Consider the following 18453-nt stretch of genomic DNA (forward strand, 5'->3'; position numbering starts at 1 on the left):
CCCCGCCCCCCCATCCCTCCCAGCCCGCCGCGCAGGTGGAGGACCGGGTTTTCGCCAAGACCGTTCCCATGACGGTGCGCGAGGCGCTCCGCGACGCCATGGCGGAGGAAATGCGCCGCGATCCCAACGTCTTCCTGATGGGCGAGGAGGTCGGCCAGTACCAGGGCGCCTACAAGGTCAGCCAGGGCCTGCTGGACCAGTTCGGCCCGCAGCGGGTGATCGACACCCCGATCACCGAACACGGTTTCGCCGGCTTGGCGGTGGGCGCCGCCTTCGCCGGCCTGAAGCCCATCGTGGAATTCATGACCTTCAATTTCTCCATGCAGGCCATCGACCACATCATCAATTCGGCGGCCAAGACGCTTTACATGTCGGGCGGCCAGATGGGTTGCCCCATCGTCTTTCGCGGCGCCAACGGCGCGGCGTCCCGGGTGGCGGCCCAGCATTCCCAGTGCTTCGCCTCCTGGTACGCCCACGTTCCCGGACTCAAGGTGGTGGCGCCCTACTGCGCCGCCGACGCCAAGGGCCTGCTGAAGGCCGCCATCCGCGATCCCAATCCGGTGATCTTCCTGGAAAACGAGATCATGTACGGCCATACCTTCGACGTGCCGGAAGACCCGGACTTCGTCCTGCCCATCGGGAAGGCGAAGATCGAACGGGCCGGTTCCGACGTCACCATCACCGCCTTCTCGCGCATGGTGGGCGTGGCCCTGGCCGCCGCCGAGGACCTGGCCAAGGAAGGCATCGCCGCCGAGGTCGTCAATCTGCGCACCCTCAGGCCGCTGGACACCGCGACCCTGGTGGCATCGGTCGCCAAGACCAACCGGTTGGTCTCGGTCGAGGAAGGCTGGGCCTACGCCGGCATCGGCGCCGAATTGGCGGCGATCATGATGGAGCAGGCCTTCGACCACCTGGACGCCCCGGTGCTGCGGGTGACGGGCGCCGACGTGCCCATGCCCTATGCCGCCAACCTGGAAAGGCTGGCCCTGCCCCAGGTCGCCGACATCGTGAAGGCGGCCAAGGCCGTCTGCTATCGCTGAACGAGGGGAAGACGCCCATGACCCGCATCGTCGCCAGCCCGCTCGCCCGCCGCCTCGCCAAGGAAGCGGGAATCGACCTGGCCACCGTCCCCGGCAGCGGCCCGCGCGGCCGCATCGTCCGGCGCGACCTGGACAAGGCCAAGGCAGCCCCGCCGACGCCTGTCGCGATCCCCAAGGCGGTACCGCCCCCGGCCCCGGTGCCCCCGGCCGCCGACTTCGGCACGCCCTTCACCGAACAGCCCAACAGCATGATGCGCAAGACCATCGCGCGCCGCCTGCTGGAAGCCAAGCAGACCATCCCCCACTTCTACCTGACCGTGGACTGCCGCATCGACCGGCTTTTGGACCTGCGCCAGCAGTTCAACGGCCGCGCCGGGGCCGACTACAAGCTGACGGTCAACGATTTCGTGGTGCGCGCCGTGGCGCTGGCCTTGAAGAAGGTCCCGAACGCCAACGCCACTTGGACCGAAGAAGCGGTGCGCCGCTACGACCGGGTCGACGTCTCGGTCGCCGTCGCCACCCCCAACGGCCTGATTACGCCTGTGATCCGCAATGCCGACGCCAAGGGTTTGGCCGCCCTTTCGGCCGAGATCAAGGCCCTGTCGGCGCGGGCCAAGGACGGCAAGCTGATGCCCGAGGACTACCAGGGCGGCGGCTTCACCATCTCCAACCTGGGGATGTACGGGGTGAAGGAGTTTTCGGCCATCGTCAACCCGCCCCAGTCCTGCATCCTTGCGGTGGGGGCGGGCGAGAAGCGGCCGGTGGTGGATGGCAACGCCCTCGCCATCGCCACGGTGATGACCTGCACGCTTTCCGTCGACCACCGTTCGGTGGACGGCGCCGTGGGAGCCGATTTCCTCGCCGCCTTCAAAGGGTTCGTCGAAGACCCCTTGTCCATGATGCTGTGAGGAATACTCAAGAGGCGGATGTTGACACCATGGTCCCGATGAACGATATGATGATCACGGATTTGGAGGCAATATGCCCAGGCCGTCGATGATCCGAGGATTGACCGAGACACCCTCTAGGCTCTTCTTTTTGCAGGGCTTCGTGATGGGGCTTGGTGCCATGGTCGTATTGCTTTCCAGCCCACGCTTCGTGCCTTCGCGTATCGAGGAAGGCGGATTCCGGGACGATTGGAAGGCAATCGGAAGCGATTTCCAATCGGCACTTCGGATCATCCATGAAAACGGCTCCTGAACGTTCCCACCCCTCGAAGACAGAGGCCGAGGCCAATGATTCGGCCATGGGGAACCTCCTCATGGACCCAGCCATACCTGGCGATCTCGAGTCGAAAATCGAGGAAGCTCTCGAGCCGATTGTCGGCAAGGAAAAGAGCGAACTTGTCTTAAAGCGGGTCGAGGCCGTTCTCGGGGCTGAGCTGTTTTCCGGCCCCCTTCCCCCTCCCACCTACCTGCGAGCATACGAAGACATCCAACCGGGTTTAGCCGACCGTATAGTCACGATGGCCGAGTTCGAGCAACAGGAGCGCAATCATAGGGCTACAGCGCGCCTGAATGCTGAAATCCGGTCCCATGGACAGGGCGTCATCATGGGGTTTGCTATTGCAATTACCCTGATCGGAGGCGCTATCTTCCTGGCGATGCACAATCAGGTGATCGTTGCCTGCTCTCTGGTTGGCGCAGCAGCGGTGGCGATGGTTCCTTCATTTGTCGGATCGGTTCGACACTTGCACAAGAAAGAGGCCACGGCGCCCAGTCCTTCCCCCGTTCCTCCGCAAGGCCAATCAAGAAAACGCCGATCCAACCGGAAAAAATAACCAGCGCCATCCGGAACAAGCCTCTAGCGAGAGGATTCCTTCATTGACCGACACCTCCTTCGACATCGTCATCATCGGCGGCGGGCCGGGCGGCTATGTGGCCGCCATCCGCGCCGCCCAGTTGGGCATGAAGACCGCCCTGGTGGAAAAGCAGCACCTGGGGGGCATCTGCCTCAACTGGGGCTGCATCCCCACCAAGGCCCTGCTGCGTTCGGCCGAAGTCTACGAGCACTTCAAGCACGCAGCCGCCTACGGCCTGTCCGCCGACGGTATCGGTTTCGATCTGAAGAAGATCGTCGAACGCTCGCGCGGGGTCGCCAAGCGGCTCAACATGGGCGTCGGCCACCTGCTGAAGAAGAACAAGGTGGCGGTCTTCACCGGCCACGCCCGCCTGGCCGGGACCGGCAAGGTGGCCGTGGAGGGCAGCCCTCCCCTTGCCGCCAGGCACATCCTGCTCGCCACCGGGGCGCGGGCCCGTGTCCTGCCGGGCCTGGAGCCGGACGGCCGGTTCGTCTGGACCTACAAGGAGGCCCTGGTCCCCGACAGCCTGCCCAAGTCCCTGCTGGTGGTGGGATCGGGCGCCATCGGCATCGAGTTCGCCAGCTTCTACAACAGCCTGGGCAGCAAGGTCACGGTGGTCGAGATGCTGCCCCAGGTGCTGCCGGCCGAAGACGAGGAAATCGCCGCCTTCGCCCGCAAGGCCCTGGAAAAGCAGGGTATGGTCATTCTCACCGGAGCCACGGTGAAGGAATTGAAAAAGGGCGCCCATACGGTCACCGCCATCATCGACCAGGGCGGCAAATCGGCCGAGATCGAGGTCGAACGAGTGATTTCCGCCGTCGGCATCGTCGGCAACGTGGAAGACATCGGCCTGGAAGGCACCCGCATCAAGGTGGAAAAGACCCATGTGGTCACCGACGAATGGTGCCGCACGGGCGAGCCCGGCGTCTATGCCATCGGCGACCTGGCGGGACCGCCCTGGCTGGCCCACAAGGCGAGCCATGAAGGAATCCTCTGCGTCGAGAAGATCGCCGGCATCGCCGGCCTGCACCCCATCGACCCCCGCCGCATTCCGGGCTGCACCTACTGCCGGCCCCAGATCGCCAGCGTCGGCCTGACCGAGAAGAAGGCCCGCGACCTGGGCCATGAGGTCCGCGTCGGCCGCTTCCCCTTCCAGGGCAACGGTAAGGCCATCGCCCTCGGCGAGCCGGAAGGCTTGGTCAAGACGGTGTTCGACGGCAAGACGGGCGAACTGCTGGGCGCCCACATGGTCGGGGCCGAGGTCACCGAGATGATCCAGGGCTTCGCCATCGCCCAAGCCCTGGAAACCACCGAAGCCGATCTGATGCACACCGTCTTCCCGCATCCGACGCTATCGGAGATGATGCACGAAAGTGTGCTCGACGCCTGGGGGCGCGCGGTTCACTTCTGAATGCGCATCGCGGTCGGGTGGCGGACGATTAACGATGGATTCACGGTCGCCTTCTATGATGCCCAGGTAAGAAACAAAACCAAGGCGTCCGAGAAAGATCCCTCGCCATGACCGACGACATCCGCACCACCTCCGCGCGCCAACCGCAAGGCGACAGCCCCCGCAACCGGGCCTCCGACGGTGCCTTCCCCACCCGCCTTCCCGGCCCGGCACGCCGGGTTTCCGTCGAAATGCTCTACTTCTTCGATCCCCCGGCCAAGGCCCGCTAAGCGCGGACTCGTCTCCGTCCCTCTTGCAAGCCGAACTTGCCCGCCCAATATGCAATTGCAATCGAGTTGCATGAGTCCTTCCCGCGCAAGGGGAGACGCGTGCCCCGGCGCGGGGCCGACCTGGGAGGCAAGGCCATGGTCGCCAAGGCTTTCGCGGGGGTCAGTTCCGCCCTTTTCCTTCTTCTCGTCCAGGCCGCCACCGCCGCCGAACCACGGCCCTGGCAGATGGGCCTGCAGGAACCGGCCTCGCCGGTCATGGCTCGGATCGCCGGCCTGCACGGCTTCCTGACCGCTATCGTCACCGTCATCGTGCTGTTCGTCATGGGACTGCTGGGCTGGGTGATCTGGCGCTACCGCGCCGGGCGCAACCCGGTGCCGTCGACGGTCACCCACAACAGCCGGCTGGAAATCGCCTGGACCGCCATTCCGGCGCTGATCCTGATCGCCATCGCCGGTCCGTCCCTCGACCTGCTCTACTATATGGACAAGACCAAGGGCGCCGACATGACCCTGAAGGTCACCGGCCACCAGTGGTACTGGTCCTATACCTATCCCGACCGGGGAGACGTCGCCTTCGACGCCTTCATGATCCAGCCCGACGATCTCCAGCCCGGCCAGAAGCGCCTGCTGGAAACCGACCGGCGGGTGGTGCTGCCGGTGCAGACCGACATCCGCGTCCTGCTGGCTTCCGACGACGTCATCCACAGCTGGGCCGTGCCGGCCCTTGGCATTAAGACCGACAGCGTGCCCGGCCGGCTCAACGAAACCTGGATGCGCATCGAACGGCCGGGGGTCTACTACGGCCAATGTTCGGAGCTGTGCGGCGTGCTGCACGGCTTCATGCCCATCGCCATCGAGGCGGTGCCCCGGCCGCAATTCGAGGCCTGGTTGGCCGAGAAGCGCGCCGAGGCGGTCCATCGCCGCCTGGCCGCCGCCGATTAGAGGGAGGTCCGCGCCATGGCTTTCGTCACCCGCTGGCTCTTTTCCACCAACCACAAGGACATCGGCACGATGTACCTGGCGTTCGCCATCCTGGCCGGCCTGATCGGCGGTGCCATGTCGGTGGTCGTCCGCATGGAACTTGCCCAGCCCGGTATCCAGGTGATCGACGGCGATTTCCAGTTCTACAACGTGCTGGTCACCGCCCACGGGCTCATCATGGTCTTTTTCGTGGTGATGCCGGCCCTGATCGGCGGCTTCGGCAACTGGTTCGTGCCCCTGATGATCGGGGCGCCCGACATGGCGTTTCCGCGCATGAACAACATCAGCTTCTGGCTGCTGCCGCCATCCTTCGTCCTCTTGGGGCTGGCGGCCTTCTCGGGAGCCGGGCCGGGCACCGGCTGGACGCTCTATCCTCCTCTCAGCGGCGGGACCGCCCACGGCGGGGCGGCGGTGGATTTCGCCATCCTCAGCCTGCACCTGGCAGGGGTGTCGTCGGTGCTGGGGGCGATCAACTTCATCACCACCATCGTCAACATGCGGGCACCCGGCATGCGGATGCACGACATGCCTTTGTTCGTCTGGTCGATCCTGGTGACCGCCTTCCTGCTGCTGCTGTCCCTGCCCGTGCTGGCGGGCGCCATCACCATGCTGCTCACCGACCGCAACTTCGGCACCACCTTCTTCGATCCGGCCGGCGGCGGCGATCCGCTGCTGTTCCAGCACCTGTTCTGGTTCTTCGGCCACCCGGAAGTCTACATCATGATCCTGCCGGCCTTCGGCATCGTCAGCCAGGTGATCGCCACCTTCTCGAAGAAGCCGGTGTTCGGCTACCTGGGCATGGTCTACGCCATGGTTTCCATCGGTGCCATCGGCTTCGTGGTCTGGGCCCACCACATGTTCACCGTGGGCATGGGCGTCGACACGCGGGCCTACTTCATCATGGCGACCATGCTGATCGCCCTGCCCACCGGCATCAAGGTCTTCAGCTGGATCGCCACCATGTGGGGCGGTTCCATCGAGTTCAAGACGCCCATGCTGTGGGCCGTCGGCTTCGTCTTCCTGTTCACCGTGGGCGGAGTAACCGGCGTGGTGCTGGCGAATGCCGGCGTCGACGTGGTGCTGCACGACACCTACTACGTGGTGGCCCATTTCCACTACGTGCTCAGCCTGGGCGCCGTCTTCGCCATGTTCGCGGGGTTCTTCTATTGGATCGGCAAGATGTCCGGGCACCGGTACCCGGAAGGGCTGGCCCGTATTCAGTTCTGGATGACCTTCGTCGGGGTCAACCTGACCTTCTTCCCCATGCATTTCCTCGGACTGGCCGGCATGCCGCGCCGCATTCCCGACTATCCGGACGCCTTCGCCGGCTGGAACATGGTGGCGTCCATCGGTTCCTACATCTCGGCCGCCGGGGCGGTGCTGTTCCTGGTCATCGTCTGGCGTACCTTCCGCGACCCGGCCAAGGTGGCCGACAATCCCTGGGGGGCCGGGGCGACCACCTTGGAATGGACGGTCGGTTCGCCGCCGCCGGTTCATTGCTTCGACGAGCCGCCGGACCTTCGCCACGTCCACCCCTTGCCGGCGGAATGAGCCATGCGCAACGCCGCCACCGCTTCTCTGCTGGGCGTCCTGGGGCTGGGGATGGTGGGGCTGGCCTTCGCCTCGGTACCGCTTTACCGCCTGTTCTGCCAGGCGACCGGCTACGGCGGGACGCCGCGCGTCGACCGTCTGGCCGAGCCCGCCGTTCTGCCAACTGCCGGGCCTGCGATCGCCATCCGTTTCAACGCGGACGTGGCCGGGGGCCTGCCCTGGCGCTTCCAGCCGTTGCAGAAGGAACTGCGGCTCAAGGCCGGCGAGACGGGCTTGGCCTTTTACCGGGCCGAGAACACCGGCAGCACCCCCATCGTCGGCACGGCCACATTCAACGTGACGCCGATGAAGGCCGCATCTTACGTCACCAAGGTGGAATGCTTCTGCTTCACCGAACAGCGCCTGGAAGGCGGCCAAGGCCTGGACATGCCGGTCCAGTTCCTCGTCGACCCTGCCATTAGCGACGATCCCGAGACCCGCGACGTGAAGACCATCACCCTGTCCTACACGTTCTTCCGCGCCAAGGGCTGAACCCGAGGAGGGCCGCGCCATGTCGACCGCCCATACCCACAAGCACCCCTACCATCTGGTGGCGCCCAGCCCTTGGCCGGCGGTGGGTGCGGCGAGCGCCTTCATGCTGGCCGTGGGCGGCATCCTCTACATGCACGACAAGATCGCCTGGGTGCTGGCGACGGGTGCCGGACTGGTGGTTCTCACCATGGCGGGCTGGTGGCGCGACGTGGTGCGTGAGGCGATCCGCGACAAGGCCCATACCGAGCCGGTCCGCCACGGCCTGAGAATCGGCATGGGGCTGTTCATTGCCTCCGAGGTGATGTTTTTCGTCGCCTTCTTCTGGGCCTTCTTCTTCAATGCGCTGGGCATCAATCCCGGCATGAAGGTTTGGCCGCCCGAGGGTATCCAGAGCCTTCCCACCTGGGGTATTCCGTTCCTTAATACGCTGATCCTCCTGTCGTCGGGCGGCACCCTGATCTGGGCCGACCATGCCCGCACCCGGGGAAGCCGGACCCGTCTGACGGCTGGCTTGGTGGCCACGATCTTGCTGGGCGTCACCTTCCTGGCACTTCAAATCCATGAATACGGCGAGGCCGCCTTCGGCTTTGGCGAAGGCATCTATCCCTCGACCTTCTACATGGCGACGGGGTTCCATGGCTTCCACGTCTTCGTGGGCGTGGTCTTTCTGTCCGTCTGCCTGGGCCGAGCGCGAGCCGGCCACTTCGACGATCCCAAGATCCATCCGGTCGGCTTCCAGGCCGCCGAGTGGTACTGGCACTTTGTCGACGTGGTCTGGCTGTTCCTGTTCACCTGGGTCTATTGGTGGGGCAACTGACCACAAACAAGGAGAGTGCCATGCATGCCAACGTGCCCATGGAGGCGGCCCCCGGCCGCGATCCGGCAAGGGAAATCACCATCCGGCAGGTGAGCGTCGACCGCAGCATGACTTGGCTCGTCCGGGCCTGGGCGGACTTCAAGGCCACCCCGGGCATCAGCCTGACGCTGGGCGGCCTGTTCGTCGCGGCGAGCTGGGTCCTCGCCATCGGCCTTTCCGAAGCCGGCCTGGGTTCTCTGATTCCGGCCATGGCGGGTGGCTTCCTGCTGGTGGCGCCCATGGGGGCCGTGGCCTTCTATGAGGTGGCCAGGCGGCGCGAGTCCGGAGCGCCGCTCGCCTTGCGTCTCGTCCTCGCCACCTGCCTGCGCCATCCCGGCCCCCTGGCAGCCATGGGCATGGTATTGGCCCTGGCCTACATGGCCTGGCTGGAAATCGCCCTGTTCCTGTTCGCCGCCTTCTACGGTCGCTCGCCGCCGGGCCTGGAGACCTTCCTGGTCGACCTGGTGGCTTCGCCGCAAGGAGCGACCTTTCTGCTGGCCGGGGTGAGCGTGGGCGTCATCCTGTCCCTTGCCGTTTTTTCCATCGCAGCGGTATCGATCCCGCTGCTGCACGATCGGCCGGTAGATGTCGTGACGGCCATCCGAACCAGCGTCCGCGCGGTGGCGGAAAACCGTGGCGCCATGCTGGGTTGGGGACTGACGGTCGGTTTCATCGCCCTTTGCGGGCTGGCAACCTTCTTCGTCGGCCTGGCCTTCGCGATGCCGCTGCTGGGCTATGCCACTTGGCACGCCTACCGGGATCTGGTGGAAGATCAGTCCTTGTAGCGGTCCCGGATGGACAGGGCTTCGGGGAAGCGCTGGAAGAAGGCGTCGACGCACTGCGGATCGAAATGACGGGCGGTATTCTCGCGGATGTAGTCCGAGGCCTGTTCCACCGACCAGGGCTCCTTGTAGGGGCGGGCCGAGGTGAGGGCGTCGAAGACGTCGGCCACCGCGACGATGCGCCCGCCCAACGGGATTTCCTCGCCCCTGAGGCCGCGGGGATAGCCGCTGCCGTCGAACTTCTCGTGGTGGGAGATGGCGATTTCGGCCGCCACCGCGAGCAGTTGCGACGGGCTGTTCTGCAGGATCGCCTGGCCGATCCGCGTGTGGTCCTTCATGGTCTCGAATTCCTCCGGCGTCAGGCGGCCGGGCTTCAGCAGGATTTCGTCGACGATGCCCACCTTGCCGATGTCGTGCATGGGGGCGGCGCGGAAGATCATGTCCTCCTGCTCCCAGGGCAGCTGCATCTGCTCGGCGATCAGGCGGCAGTAGTTGGCCATACGCAGGATGTGGGCGCCGGTCTCGGGATCGCGGTATTCCGCGGCCTTCGACAGGCGCCAGATGATCTCGTTCTCGCGCTCGACCAGGGTGGCGGTGGCCTTGGCCACTTCCTCGGCCAGCCAGGAGGCGCGGTCCTTCAGGCGGATCTGGTTGCGCCGCAGTTCCAGAAGGTTGGTCATGCGGGCCATGAACTCGGTGGCGTCGACCGGCTTGTTGAGGAAGTCGGTGGCGCCGCGCTGCAAGGCTTCGTAGCGGATTTCCTTCAGGTCGGTGGTCGTCACCATGACGATCGGCACGTCGCCCATGCCATTCATCCGCCGAATGCGGGCGATCACTTCCAGCCCATCCATTTCCGGCATCATGTAGTCGGTAAGCACCAGATCGGCGCCGTTGTCGGTGCACCAGTCGATGGCCTTCAGAGGATCGTCGAAGGTGAGGGATTCGCATCCCGCCAACTGGGAGACCAGCCCCTGAAACAGAAGCAGGTTCGTCCGGTTGTCGTCGATGATGATGACCCGCATGGTGGTTCCGGAAAGGCCCTTCCGCCCGTTGACGGCCTGCGCGCCGCCTTGTGTTCTTTGGCAAGAATTACCACAGTCCCGGCCCCGGCGGCAAAAAATTTGCGCCGCCTATGGACGCTCCGCGAGCGGCCCGTCATTATCCGGATGGAGATCAGCGGAAAGGAATCCAGCCGATGACCGGAACCGTCGCCGCCCGCCTGAAAGACCTGGGGATCGATCTGCCGCCCGCCCCTGCCCCGGCGGCCAATTACGTGCCGTTCGTAGCGGTCGGGAACCTGCTGTTCGTGTCCGGCCAGTTGCCCATGGTGGCCGGCGAAATCCGTTACAAGGGGCGGCTGGGCGCCGACCTGGGGATCGAGGAAGGCTACCAGGCGGCCCGGCTCTGCGCCATCAACCTGATCGCACAGGCCGCCGCCGCCTGTGCCGGCGACCTGGACCGGGTGCGGCGGGTGGTCAAGCTGGCGGCCTTCGTCGCCGGCACGGCCGACTTCTTTGACCAGCCCAAGGTGGTCAACGGCGCTTCCGACCTGTTGGCCCAGGTCTTCGGCGAGGCGGGGCGCCACGCCCGCTTCGCGGTCGGCGCCCCGTCCCTGCCCCTGAACGCCGCCGTCGAGATCGACGGGGTGTTCGAAATCGCCTGACGACGCCTCAGCCTTGGGCTGGGGGCTCGTAGTTGCGGCTCAGCACCCGCATCCTGGTCGTGGGATCGGCATCTACGCGGCCCGTGGCCAGGGCATGGAACATATGCTTGAAGGCAGCGCCCGGCTCCACCCCGCCACCGGCGTGAAGGAAGTAGGCGTGCCCTTTGGGAGTGTCGTAAAAGCTGTTGATGTCATCGCAGTCCACCGCGAAGACATTACGCCCGACCCGTTCCATGTTTTGCGGCCCCGTATGGCCGAGCCGGGCGGTGATGATCTTGTTCTTCAAGTTGGCGACCTTGCTGGCCGGCATAGCCAGATCGTCGCCGGCGAAATAGACCGCCACGTTGCGAGCCGACTGGGAAACCTGGAATCCTTCCCGACCTTCTTCCAGGGCTTCGTTCGGGATATCGGCGGCGAACAGAAAGACATTGCGGAAGATGCGCGGTACCGGCCCATAGACTTCCGTCCAGCGGGTCAGGGTGCGGCCCAGAACCCGGTTTCCCATCGAATGCGCGAGAACGTTGATGCGCTTGTAGCAGGCGTCATCTTCCAGCCCTTGCTTGCCTCGCCAATCCAAGAATTTCCCGAGCACGCGGGTGAAGGCGAAAGCACTCTGGTCGGCGGATTCCTGATCGTCCCAATAGTCCTTGATAACCCCAACGTCATTGTCGCAGGGCCAAATCAGGGGAACGACCTTGATCTCACCCCTTCCGGCACTGTCGCACAAGTCTTGAAGGGCCTTCGCGCGCGGAAAGATATCTTCTTCCGGCTGATTGTTGAAGCCATGGATGTATAGAAGGACCTGCCTTTCCGGAGCCTCTTTGAGACGCCGAAGAAATTCAAGACTGCCTATTTCCGTGTAATCATTCGCATCGGTACGCTCACAGAAGAATACCGCAGACCCCGGCTCGATGTTCTCGCCATCGAACGTCACCGTCCTGGTCTCTCCCGGCTCCGGACTTATCTTCCCCTCATTGAATGATCGGTTGGTCACGAACAACATGTCATCCTCCCTGCTCGGTGTCGGATTTTCCGCCCGCGGCAGCCTTGGCCGCCGTGCCTTCGATGATCGGGCCATGGTGAACGTCGTAGACAGCTTTGAACGCCTCGAAGACCGACTTTGGCTCGGGTGCCTTCGGCCCTCCCGGAGGCGGTGCGTTGACAGAGTCCTTGCCTTCTTCCGCAGGCTTCTTGAAGCGGTCCAGAACCGTGCCAAGGGCGGAGGCCACCCGCGAAATCTTGCTGAAGGCAAGCAGGCGTTCGTACCAGAACGGCCCCCCCAACCCGATCAGCAGGCCCGCAAGCAAAGTCATCGTCGCCCATTTGGCAGCCGTCCCCCAATCGACGGCCAGGATCGCCAAAAATCCGGGGGCTGGAATTCCCGTGTCATGTTCGCCTTTGATGGCCTTGGGAGTTGGGGTGGCAGCCCCGTTACTTCGAGGCTGCCTTTCCTGAATTTCCGCGAGAATCCGTTTGCAGGTCGGGTCCCTCAACTGCCCGGAGGTGTCGCGCTGGCAGAACGGGTAATACAGGGGACCGATGGGAAGACCATCGTCCGCGGCCCGCAGCATGCGTTCCGAGACGTCGTTCAGGCGGCGTGCCGCATCGTCGAAGCCGCTCGCCGACGCGGCAGGAAGACCGTCCTTCGACGCCGGGGCTTTGCCGGCGTCGGGAAGCGGCAGGTTCTTCTGTCCCGAGGTTTCCTGACGCTTCTGGATATCGGCGGTATGCGCCAGGATCGTTTGCCCCTCCTTCACCCAGGTCGCAACCAGGGCGGGATCGCGCACGAACCCCATGAACAGCCTGGCCGCGTCGATGTTGAATAGGAAGGCCAGGACAATCGCCACGGCCATGGATATGGCCTGCGCCCTTCCCTTGAAATGGTCGCGCCCTTCCTCGCCGACACTATCGAAGGCCCGGAGAACGAAATTGACTTGCTCCTCCAGGAACTTCTCTCCTTGCTTCTGGCCGGCCTTGCCGAGGGCTTTTCCCACGTCGGTCATGGCCAGGCGTTCGGCGAATTGCACGGTCGTCAGCGAGATGACCGCGGGATCGCCCAGTCCGGTCAGCTTGGCGATCCAATCCTGGCGCCGTGGAATCGAAGAGGATATCCCCCGGCTTCTCACGACGAGGTCAACGAACTTTTGTCGTTCCTCCTTCTGCTCGCTGTCCTTCTTGCCTTCGATGGCCTTGAAACGCTGCCACAGGACATTGTCGTACAACGCCTCCAGGAAGGAGCGCATCCCGCGCTTGCGCAACCCTCCAGCCTGATGAAGGCCTTCCACCACCGCGGCCACGATCATCGACATGATGAGCATCGTCAGCGCGAAGGCGACGATGGCGTCAAGGATCTGCATACCTCGATTCCCCCTCCATGAAGCCTAGGTGGCTAAGGCACGCAATGGGGCGTGACGTCGCCGGTTTCGGCGAGGCGTGCGCAGGCGCGCTTCAGCAGTTTGTCGCCCCAAGCCCAGTCGGTGGCATCTACGGTTTTCTTCTCCTTGATCTTTTGAAGCGCATCCTGGGCATCGGCCAGGAAGTCGCGGCCGAGAGTATCCATCACCGCATTCTTCAGCATGGCATTGAAGCCGTCCTGGACGATCCCCTGGAGGGCGCCTGCTGTCGGGCTAGCCGCTGCGGCGATGACGTCGATGACGATACCGCGTGCGCGTTCGATGGTCGGCCGTTCCGCATCCACCGCGACCCGGAGGACGGATAGGACCCGATAGTCCTTTTTCACCCGCTGCATCTCGTCGGAGAGGCTGTCGGCCTGGGAAGGAGGAGTCTGGAACTGGGCCAGGCCGGGTACTTTGCTGGCTCTGCGCAGGTAGTCTTCCGCCCGTTCGATATGGGACAGCATCAGGGCGGACTGTTCCTTGGCCTTGCTCGTGGCACGGAAATCCACTTCACCGAAATCGGCCAACGCCCCGCTGCCATTGAACGCCCCGTAGGTGGCGGTCAAGGCGAGGGCCACATGGCCGCGCAACAGCTTGAGCTCGTTGGCCGCCGCATGGTCATCGGGAACGTCGACCAGTATGCAGTCCAGGAACTTGTCCACCAGGACGGTGAGTTGGCGATTCTTGGCCGCCTTCTCGATCTCAGTCCCCAGGTCCATCCTTCCGTCGACGATCTTGAAACCAGCGGTGTTACATCGCTGGGCCATGAGGTCATTGGTCGGATGGACGATCTGGTCCGCCAGGAAACCGGTGCCCGTGGTGCCGCACCCCCCCAACCCCACCGCCATCAACGCCGCCGCCAGTCGAATTGCCGTCCTCATTTACATCCTCCCCTATCTTTCGCCCATCAATCGGGCTTTCCAATGCATGGCGGTGGGCGTAGCGCCCCCGCCGGCCTGTACGATCTTCCTCAGCCGCTCGTCCTCGTTCCCCGAGAAGACCTCCTTGCCGACATGGTGGCCGAGCGCCCGGTAGGCCTCGAACTGGGCCTCGTCGAAGAACTGGTCCATGGTCGTCTGGTGCGGGAAGTCGGGGTTCTTGCAGCGGTATTCCTGGATATGGATGTCCTCGTCGCCGGTCAGCGACGACTTGACGTAGAGCAGGAGGCCCGTCCTGCCCTCGCGGTAGTGGATGGTCCCCACCGCGAAATGGACTTGACTCATGCCCTCGCGGTCCCAGCAGGGGCGGCGCTCCGCCACCTCGGGGCCGGGACCGGGGCGCAGATGTTCGACGTCGATGTCGATCATGATGCCGAAGTCGATACGCGCCAGGCGCACCGCGTTGGCCAGTCCCTCGAAGGTGTAGTTCCCGTCCTCCTCGCCGTCGATGGCGAGAATCAGCGGGCATTCGCGGCGCAGCAGTTCGTAAAGCGCCAGGTTCTCGATATGGCCGCCGTCCGAGACGTTGACGAAGCGGGACCGTTCGTCGAGGGTGCCCATCATCTCGCGGACCAGATACGTCATCCCCGGATGGCCGCGGATCAGCTTGCCCCCCGGCAACATCCCCAGGATGTTTTCGAGCCGGCGCCGCCAGGCGGGCTTGGCGGCCTTCCGGCGAACGAATTCCGGATTGGGCAGCCAGTAGCCGAGGCGCACGTTGAGCAGGCTGAGCAGGAAGGTCAGCAGCGGCCGGGTCTGGTTGCCCATGTTGGGCGAGAAGGCCGCCCCCGAGATCGCCATCGCCGTCCCCAGGTTGACGTGGGAATCCTCGGCTTCCATGAGGGGAGTCTCGATATAGCCGGTGGTCGGGCAGCCGACGTAACGGGGGCTGAACAGGAAGGGTTCGGCGTTGCGTCCGCGCGGGTTGGCTTGGCGGGAGGCCTGCAGGTTCACCGCCGTATTGACCAGGTGGTAAGGGGCGCAAGGGCTGTTGGCCGCGCTCAGCGCCAAGTCGTCGTCGTGATGCACCTTGCCGTCCGCCCCCAGGAAGAACAGGAAGGCCTTGCTCAGGCGGTCGCGGTAGAAGCGGTGCAGCGAGGTCTGATTGGCATCGAACAGTCGTCCCATCGTCCAGGACAACATCACCGCCACGATGAGGTAGGGCCAGATGCCGAGTTTGACCTCGGCCAATCCCAGGGGGGCCGCGATCCCTTTCCAGATCGCCTTGACGGTGTCAGGCACGCTTTCCGGGGCCAAGGCCCAGCGGGTCGCGTTCAGGTAGAGTAGCCAGAGTGTCAACGGCCCCAGCACGCCGATGACGGCGACGGCGACCTTCGAGGCCAGCGAGGGCTTGCGGTCGAGGAACCCCTGCAGGAACGGGGAGGCCAGAAGGGCTCCCAGCGCGGTGACGACAGCGGAAAGCTTGCCGGCGTCGCCGACCGGCGAGGGGGTGGCGAGCTTTTCCGCCAGCACGTCGAAATGGTAGATCGCCAGGGGCTGGACGGCCGCCGCCATGAAGGCCAGCGACAGCAGGAAACCCAGGGCGAGAATATAGCGTGACGCCCTATCGCGGGCCAGCCAGCGCCAGTTTCCACGGGCCGGGACAGCCCCGAAACGCGCCAAGGCCGCGGCCACCAGATAGAGCAAGATGGCAGAGAGGAAGGGCCCCAGGGCGTAGGCGACCAGTCTGACCGTGACGTCGTGCAGTCTGGTATGAGGGTTCTCCCCAAGGGGGTAGTCCTTCGGCCAGACCGTCGCCCGGAGGCTGAAATCCCCGACCATGCCGCGGGGAACGGCCAGCATGAGATCGCCGTCGAGCGCCACGTCCGGGATCGCGTCGGTGGCGTAGAAGTCGGCCCAGCCGCGATCGGTCCGAACCGAAACGGTTTCGGTGCCGCGCAGGATCCGGACTCCGGCCGGTATATCGGTCAACGCCAGATTGGGAATCCGTTCGTCCTTGGCGACCCAGCCCAGTTCCCAAGGTATCCGTAGCGCGATCTGGCAGTCGCCGTTCATCTTTCCCCCGCAAACCCGCTTGGTTTCGATGGGAATCGCCATGGTTTCCGAATGCAGGGCAGGTTCCAGGAAGCCCTTGGACACCAGGGCCGTGAACCAAGCCAGGAAGAGGACGATGGGCAGCAGGGCGAGGAAGTTGACGGACATGCCGTAAAGCGCCAGGGCGGGCATGCGCGCGGCTTCCAGCAAGGACTTGGGCGTCAGGTAGGCGGCTTTGTCGCGCAGGTGGCGGAACAGGGGGGATTCGTCCTTGCCCGCTTCGTGACCGAAGGGAAAGCTCCCGTCCCCCTTGACCAGGTTGACGGTCAGGCAGCTTCCCGTGTAGCCGCCGCCCGACACCGTCGACAGATAGTCGAAGCGCTTGAACAGCCCGAAGCGGTGCAGGGCCTGGATGACCCCCAGGGCGAAGGACGCCGACCGGATGCCCCCGCCGGAAATCGCCAATCCCGCGAGGTCTTCTTCGGCCGGCCGGCCCGCCTGCCGGCGCCGTTCGCACAGCGCCGCCCATTCGGCCTGGGCAAGCTCCTTCGGAAGCTGTGGGCAGCCGGACAACGCGCCAGCAAACATGATGACATCCCCCGATCCATGCCGCCTACGGAAACCAATCGAGTCGGCACCATATTTTTAATATACACGCTGCGATATATAAGTGGGAGTCGTTTGTTACATATTCACGAATCAGTATCATTTCGTGAGTTGACGCAGGGACGGCGTTAGGGAGGCGTTAACCATGCAGGCGCCATAGTGGCGGCATGAACATGGTCACTCTCCTACGCAAGAGCCTTCTCGCGGCCGTTCTTGCCATAACCGCCACCGGTCCGGCCGAGGCCATCCAATGCGTCCTGATGGTCGACGCCGCCGACGGCCGGACCTTGGTCAACGCCTGCGATAGCTGCCGGGTCGCCAAGATCGAGGTCACGCGCCCCGGCGCCGGAACGCCGGTCGCCCGCAGCTACACCTTGGCGGAACGGTCCAAGCTGCCCCTGCCCCTCAAGGGCGCCAACAAGGTGCGGGTGGTGGGAGATCAGGCCTGCGCGCCCAGTTCCACGGCGGCCCCCGAGGCCGCGGCCAAGACCTGCCTGACGCTTGCCGCCAACAAGCAAGGGAACCCGGTGCTGCTGAATTCCTGCGACAGCTGCCGTTCGGCGATGCTGGAATGGCAGATGCCCGACAACGTCCTGATCCAGGAAAACGCCACCGTGGTGGCCCGTTCCTTCGCCGCACTCACCCAGAAGGACGATGCCCTGAATGTCCGCCTTACCGGTGAGCGGGAGTGCCGGAAGTAGTCAGCGTTCCGGGACCGGCAGCGGACAGCGCCCCGAACATTCCTCCACCAGATTGAGCAGCGGGCCCGGCCCGATGGAATCGATCTGTAGCGGCAAGTACCGGCCGTCGCGGGTCAGGTAGACGTCGAAGGCGGAGCCGTCCCAGACGCCGCGGAATCTTTCCTTGAATCCCGCCACGGCGCGGGTGGTCAGGCGCAGGTGGTAGACCTCGTGCCGGCGGTCCAGGATGTTCCGGGTCTTGCGGCCCAGGAACTCGCCTTCCAGGTCGAAGCGCCGCCGTCCGTCGAACAGCGCCAGCCGGAAGGCGGGCGGGCCGTCCGCCTCCAGATGCGCCCGCAGGCGCCGGATCGCCTCCGCCAGCCCGGTCAGGGGATCGAGCACCCCCATCCGATGCTCGCGGGGCAGTTCGTTGTCCTCGTCCGGCTCGTTCTCCTGATGGGTGACCAGGGTCGTATGGGCCTCGCCACCGTCGGGGTCATAGCGGATCGCCATGGTCCGCGACCGCCAGCGGTTGGTGTAGTCGACCCGGTAGGCCCGTCCCTCCAGGGGCCGCCCGGCCGACACCCGGCCCTGCCCGTGGGCCTCGATGTCGAGCCGGGCGATCCAGTCGGTCATGCCTCTGGTACGCAGCCGGAACCAATTGTCGTAATCCGCCGGACCGACGTCGAAGCTGAGCCCGAAATCGGCCGCGTGCAGGCCGCCCCAATGGGCCTCGTAGCGCAGGTGAATCGGCTGCGCGACCGCCGGTCCGGCCGCGGAGATGACCAGAAATGTCAATAACGACAGTACCTTGCGCCATGCCATGGCCGCCATGTTACACAGCCCGCCGCGCCAAATCCACCATCGCAGTTCACCGGTTCGATCGGGTAACGTGTTCGTTGCGGATGTGCAATATTCGTCGCGGCCCTCACCAAAAGGTGGCTTGTGCCCCG

Annotated in this window: 17 protein-coding genes and 1 pseudogene; 12 read left to right on the plus strand and 6 right to left on the minus strand. The window is 64.8% G+C overall.

Annotated elements, in window-relative coordinates; genetic code table 11:
- The 10 genes and pseudogenes from H7841_12655 to H7841_12700 form a co-directional block, all read left to right on the plus strand.
- Window positions 1–1040, plus strand: a 1040-nt coding sequence (locus H7841_12655) for a pyruvate dehydrogenase complex E1 component subunit beta (protein MEO5337726.1), incomplete at its 5' end; no start/stop codon positions are given.
- Between the two features lie 23 nt (window positions 1041–1063).
- Window positions 1064–1948: pseudogene (locus H7841_12660) on the plus strand (2-oxo acid dehydrogenase subunit E2).
- A 275-nt stretch (window positions 1949–2223) separates the two neighbouring features.
- Complete coding sequence (locus H7841_12665) at window positions 2224–2820, plus strand: DUF2335 domain-containing protein (GenBank protein ID MEO5337727.1); 597 nt, start codon at window positions 2224–2226, stop codon at window positions 2818–2820.
- Window positions 2821–2863: 43 nt separating this feature from the next.
- Window positions 2864–4252, plus strand: coding sequence for a dihydrolipoyl dehydrogenase (lpdA, locus tag H7841_12670; GenBank protein MEO5337728.1), 1389 nt, complete (start codon window positions 2864–2866; stop codon window positions 4250–4252).
- Window positions 4253–4359: 107 nt separating this feature from the next.
- Complete coding sequence (locus tag H7841_12675; GenBank protein MEO5337729.1) at window positions 4360–4521, plus strand: hypothetical protein; 162 nt, start codon at window positions 4360–4362, stop codon at window positions 4519–4521.
- 99 nt (window positions 4522–4620) lie between these two features.
- Window positions 4621–5463, plus strand: a complete 843-nt coding sequence (gene coxB / locus H7841_12680; GenBank protein MEO5337730.1) for a cytochrome c oxidase subunit II — start codon at window positions 4621–4623, stop codon at window positions 5461–5463.
- A gap of 15 nt (window positions 5464–5478) precedes the next feature.
- Entirely contained in the window at window positions 5479–7053 is a 1575-nt protein-coding gene (gene ctaD / locus H7841_12685; GenBank protein ID MEO5337731.1) for a cytochrome c oxidase subunit I, read from the plus strand.
- A gap of 3 nt (window positions 7054–7056) precedes the next feature.
- Window positions 7057–7584: a cytochrome c oxidase assembly protein gene (locus H7841_12690; protein MEO5337732.1), complete on the plus strand. Its 528-nt coding sequence runs from the start codon at window positions 7057–7059 to the stop codon at window positions 7582–7584.
- A gap of 19 nt (window positions 7585–7603) precedes the next feature.
- Window positions 7604–8401, plus strand: coding sequence for a cytochrome c oxidase subunit 3 (locus tag H7841_12695; GenBank protein MEO5337733.1), 798 nt, complete (start codon window positions 7604–7606; stop codon window positions 8399–8401).
- Between the two features lie 20 nt (window positions 8402–8421).
- Window positions 8422–9225 (plus strand): DUF2189 domain-containing protein, encoded by an 804-nt coding sequence (locus H7841_12700; GenBank protein MEO5337734.1) that lies wholly within the window; start codon window positions 8422–8424, stop codon window positions 9223–9225.
- Here the strand turns inward: H7841_12700 and H7841_12705 are convergent.
- Window positions 9213–10244, minus strand: a complete 1032-nt coding sequence (locus H7841_12705; GenBank protein ID MEO5337735.1) for a response regulator — start codon at window positions 10242–10244, stop codon at window positions 9213–9215. The genes H7841_12700 and H7841_12705 overlap by 13 nt on opposite strands.
- A 173-nt stretch (window positions 10245–10417) precedes the next feature.
- Between H7841_12705 and H7841_12710 the strand changes: the two genes are divergently transcribed.
- On the plus strand, window positions 10418–10885 hold the full coding sequence (locus H7841_12710; GenBank protein MEO5337736.1) for a RidA family protein: 468 nt from the start codon (window positions 10418–10420) through the stop codon (window positions 10883–10885).
- 7 nt (window positions 10886–10892) lie between these two features.
- On the opposite strand, the gene H7841_12715 is transcribed toward H7841_12710, so the two are convergent.
- Genes H7841_12715 through H7841_12730 form a run of 4 tightly spaced genes read right to left on the minus strand, consistent with a single transcriptional unit; the run spans window position 10893 to window position 16802 of the window.
- A complete protein-coding gene (locus tag H7841_12715) occupies window positions 10893–11888 on the minus strand; it encodes an alpha/beta hydrolase (protein ID MEO5337737.1) in 996 nt (331 codons plus the stop codon).
- Between the two features lies 1 nt (window position 11889).
- Window positions 11890–13242 carry a hypothetical protein gene (locus tag H7841_12720; GenBank protein MEO5337738.1) on the minus strand — a complete coding sequence of 451 codons (1353 nt, stop codon included), beginning with the start codon at window positions 13240–13242 and terminating at the stop codon, window positions 11890–11892.
- A 32-nt stretch (window positions 13243–13274) separates the two neighbouring features.
- Window positions 13275–14162 carry a hypothetical protein gene (locus H7841_12725; protein MEO5337739.1) on the minus strand — a complete coding sequence of 296 codons (888 nt, stop codon included), beginning with the start codon at window positions 14160–14162 and terminating at the stop codon, window positions 13275–13277.
- A gap of 12 nt (window positions 14163–14174) precedes the next feature.
- Window positions 14175–16802: a patatin-like phospholipase family protein gene (locus H7841_12730; GenBank protein MEO5337740.1), complete on the minus strand. Its 2628-nt coding sequence runs from the start codon at window positions 16800–16802 to the stop codon at window positions 14175–14177.
- A 191-nt stretch (window positions 16803–16993) separates the two neighbouring features.
- Between H7841_12730 and H7841_12735 the strand changes: the two genes are divergently transcribed.
- Window positions 16994–17521 (plus strand): hypothetical protein, encoded by a 528-nt coding sequence (locus H7841_12735; protein MEO5337741.1) that lies wholly within the window; start codon window positions 16994–16996, stop codon window positions 17519–17521.
- Here the strand turns inward: H7841_12735 and H7841_12740 are convergent, their stop codons facing one another.
- Window positions 17522–18334 carry a DUF3108 domain-containing protein gene (locus H7841_12740; protein ID MEO5337742.1) on the minus strand — a complete coding sequence of 271 codons (813 nt, stop codon included), beginning with the start codon at window positions 18332–18334 and terminating at the stop codon, window positions 17522–17524.
- Between the last annotated feature and the right edge of the window lie 119 nt (window positions 18335–18453).

It is taken from the genome of Magnetospirillum sp. WYHS-4 (assembly GCA_039908345.1).
In the GTDB taxonomy this organism is placed as follows: domain Bacteria; phylum Pseudomonadota; class Alphaproteobacteria; order Rhodospirillales; family GLO-3; genus JAMOBD01.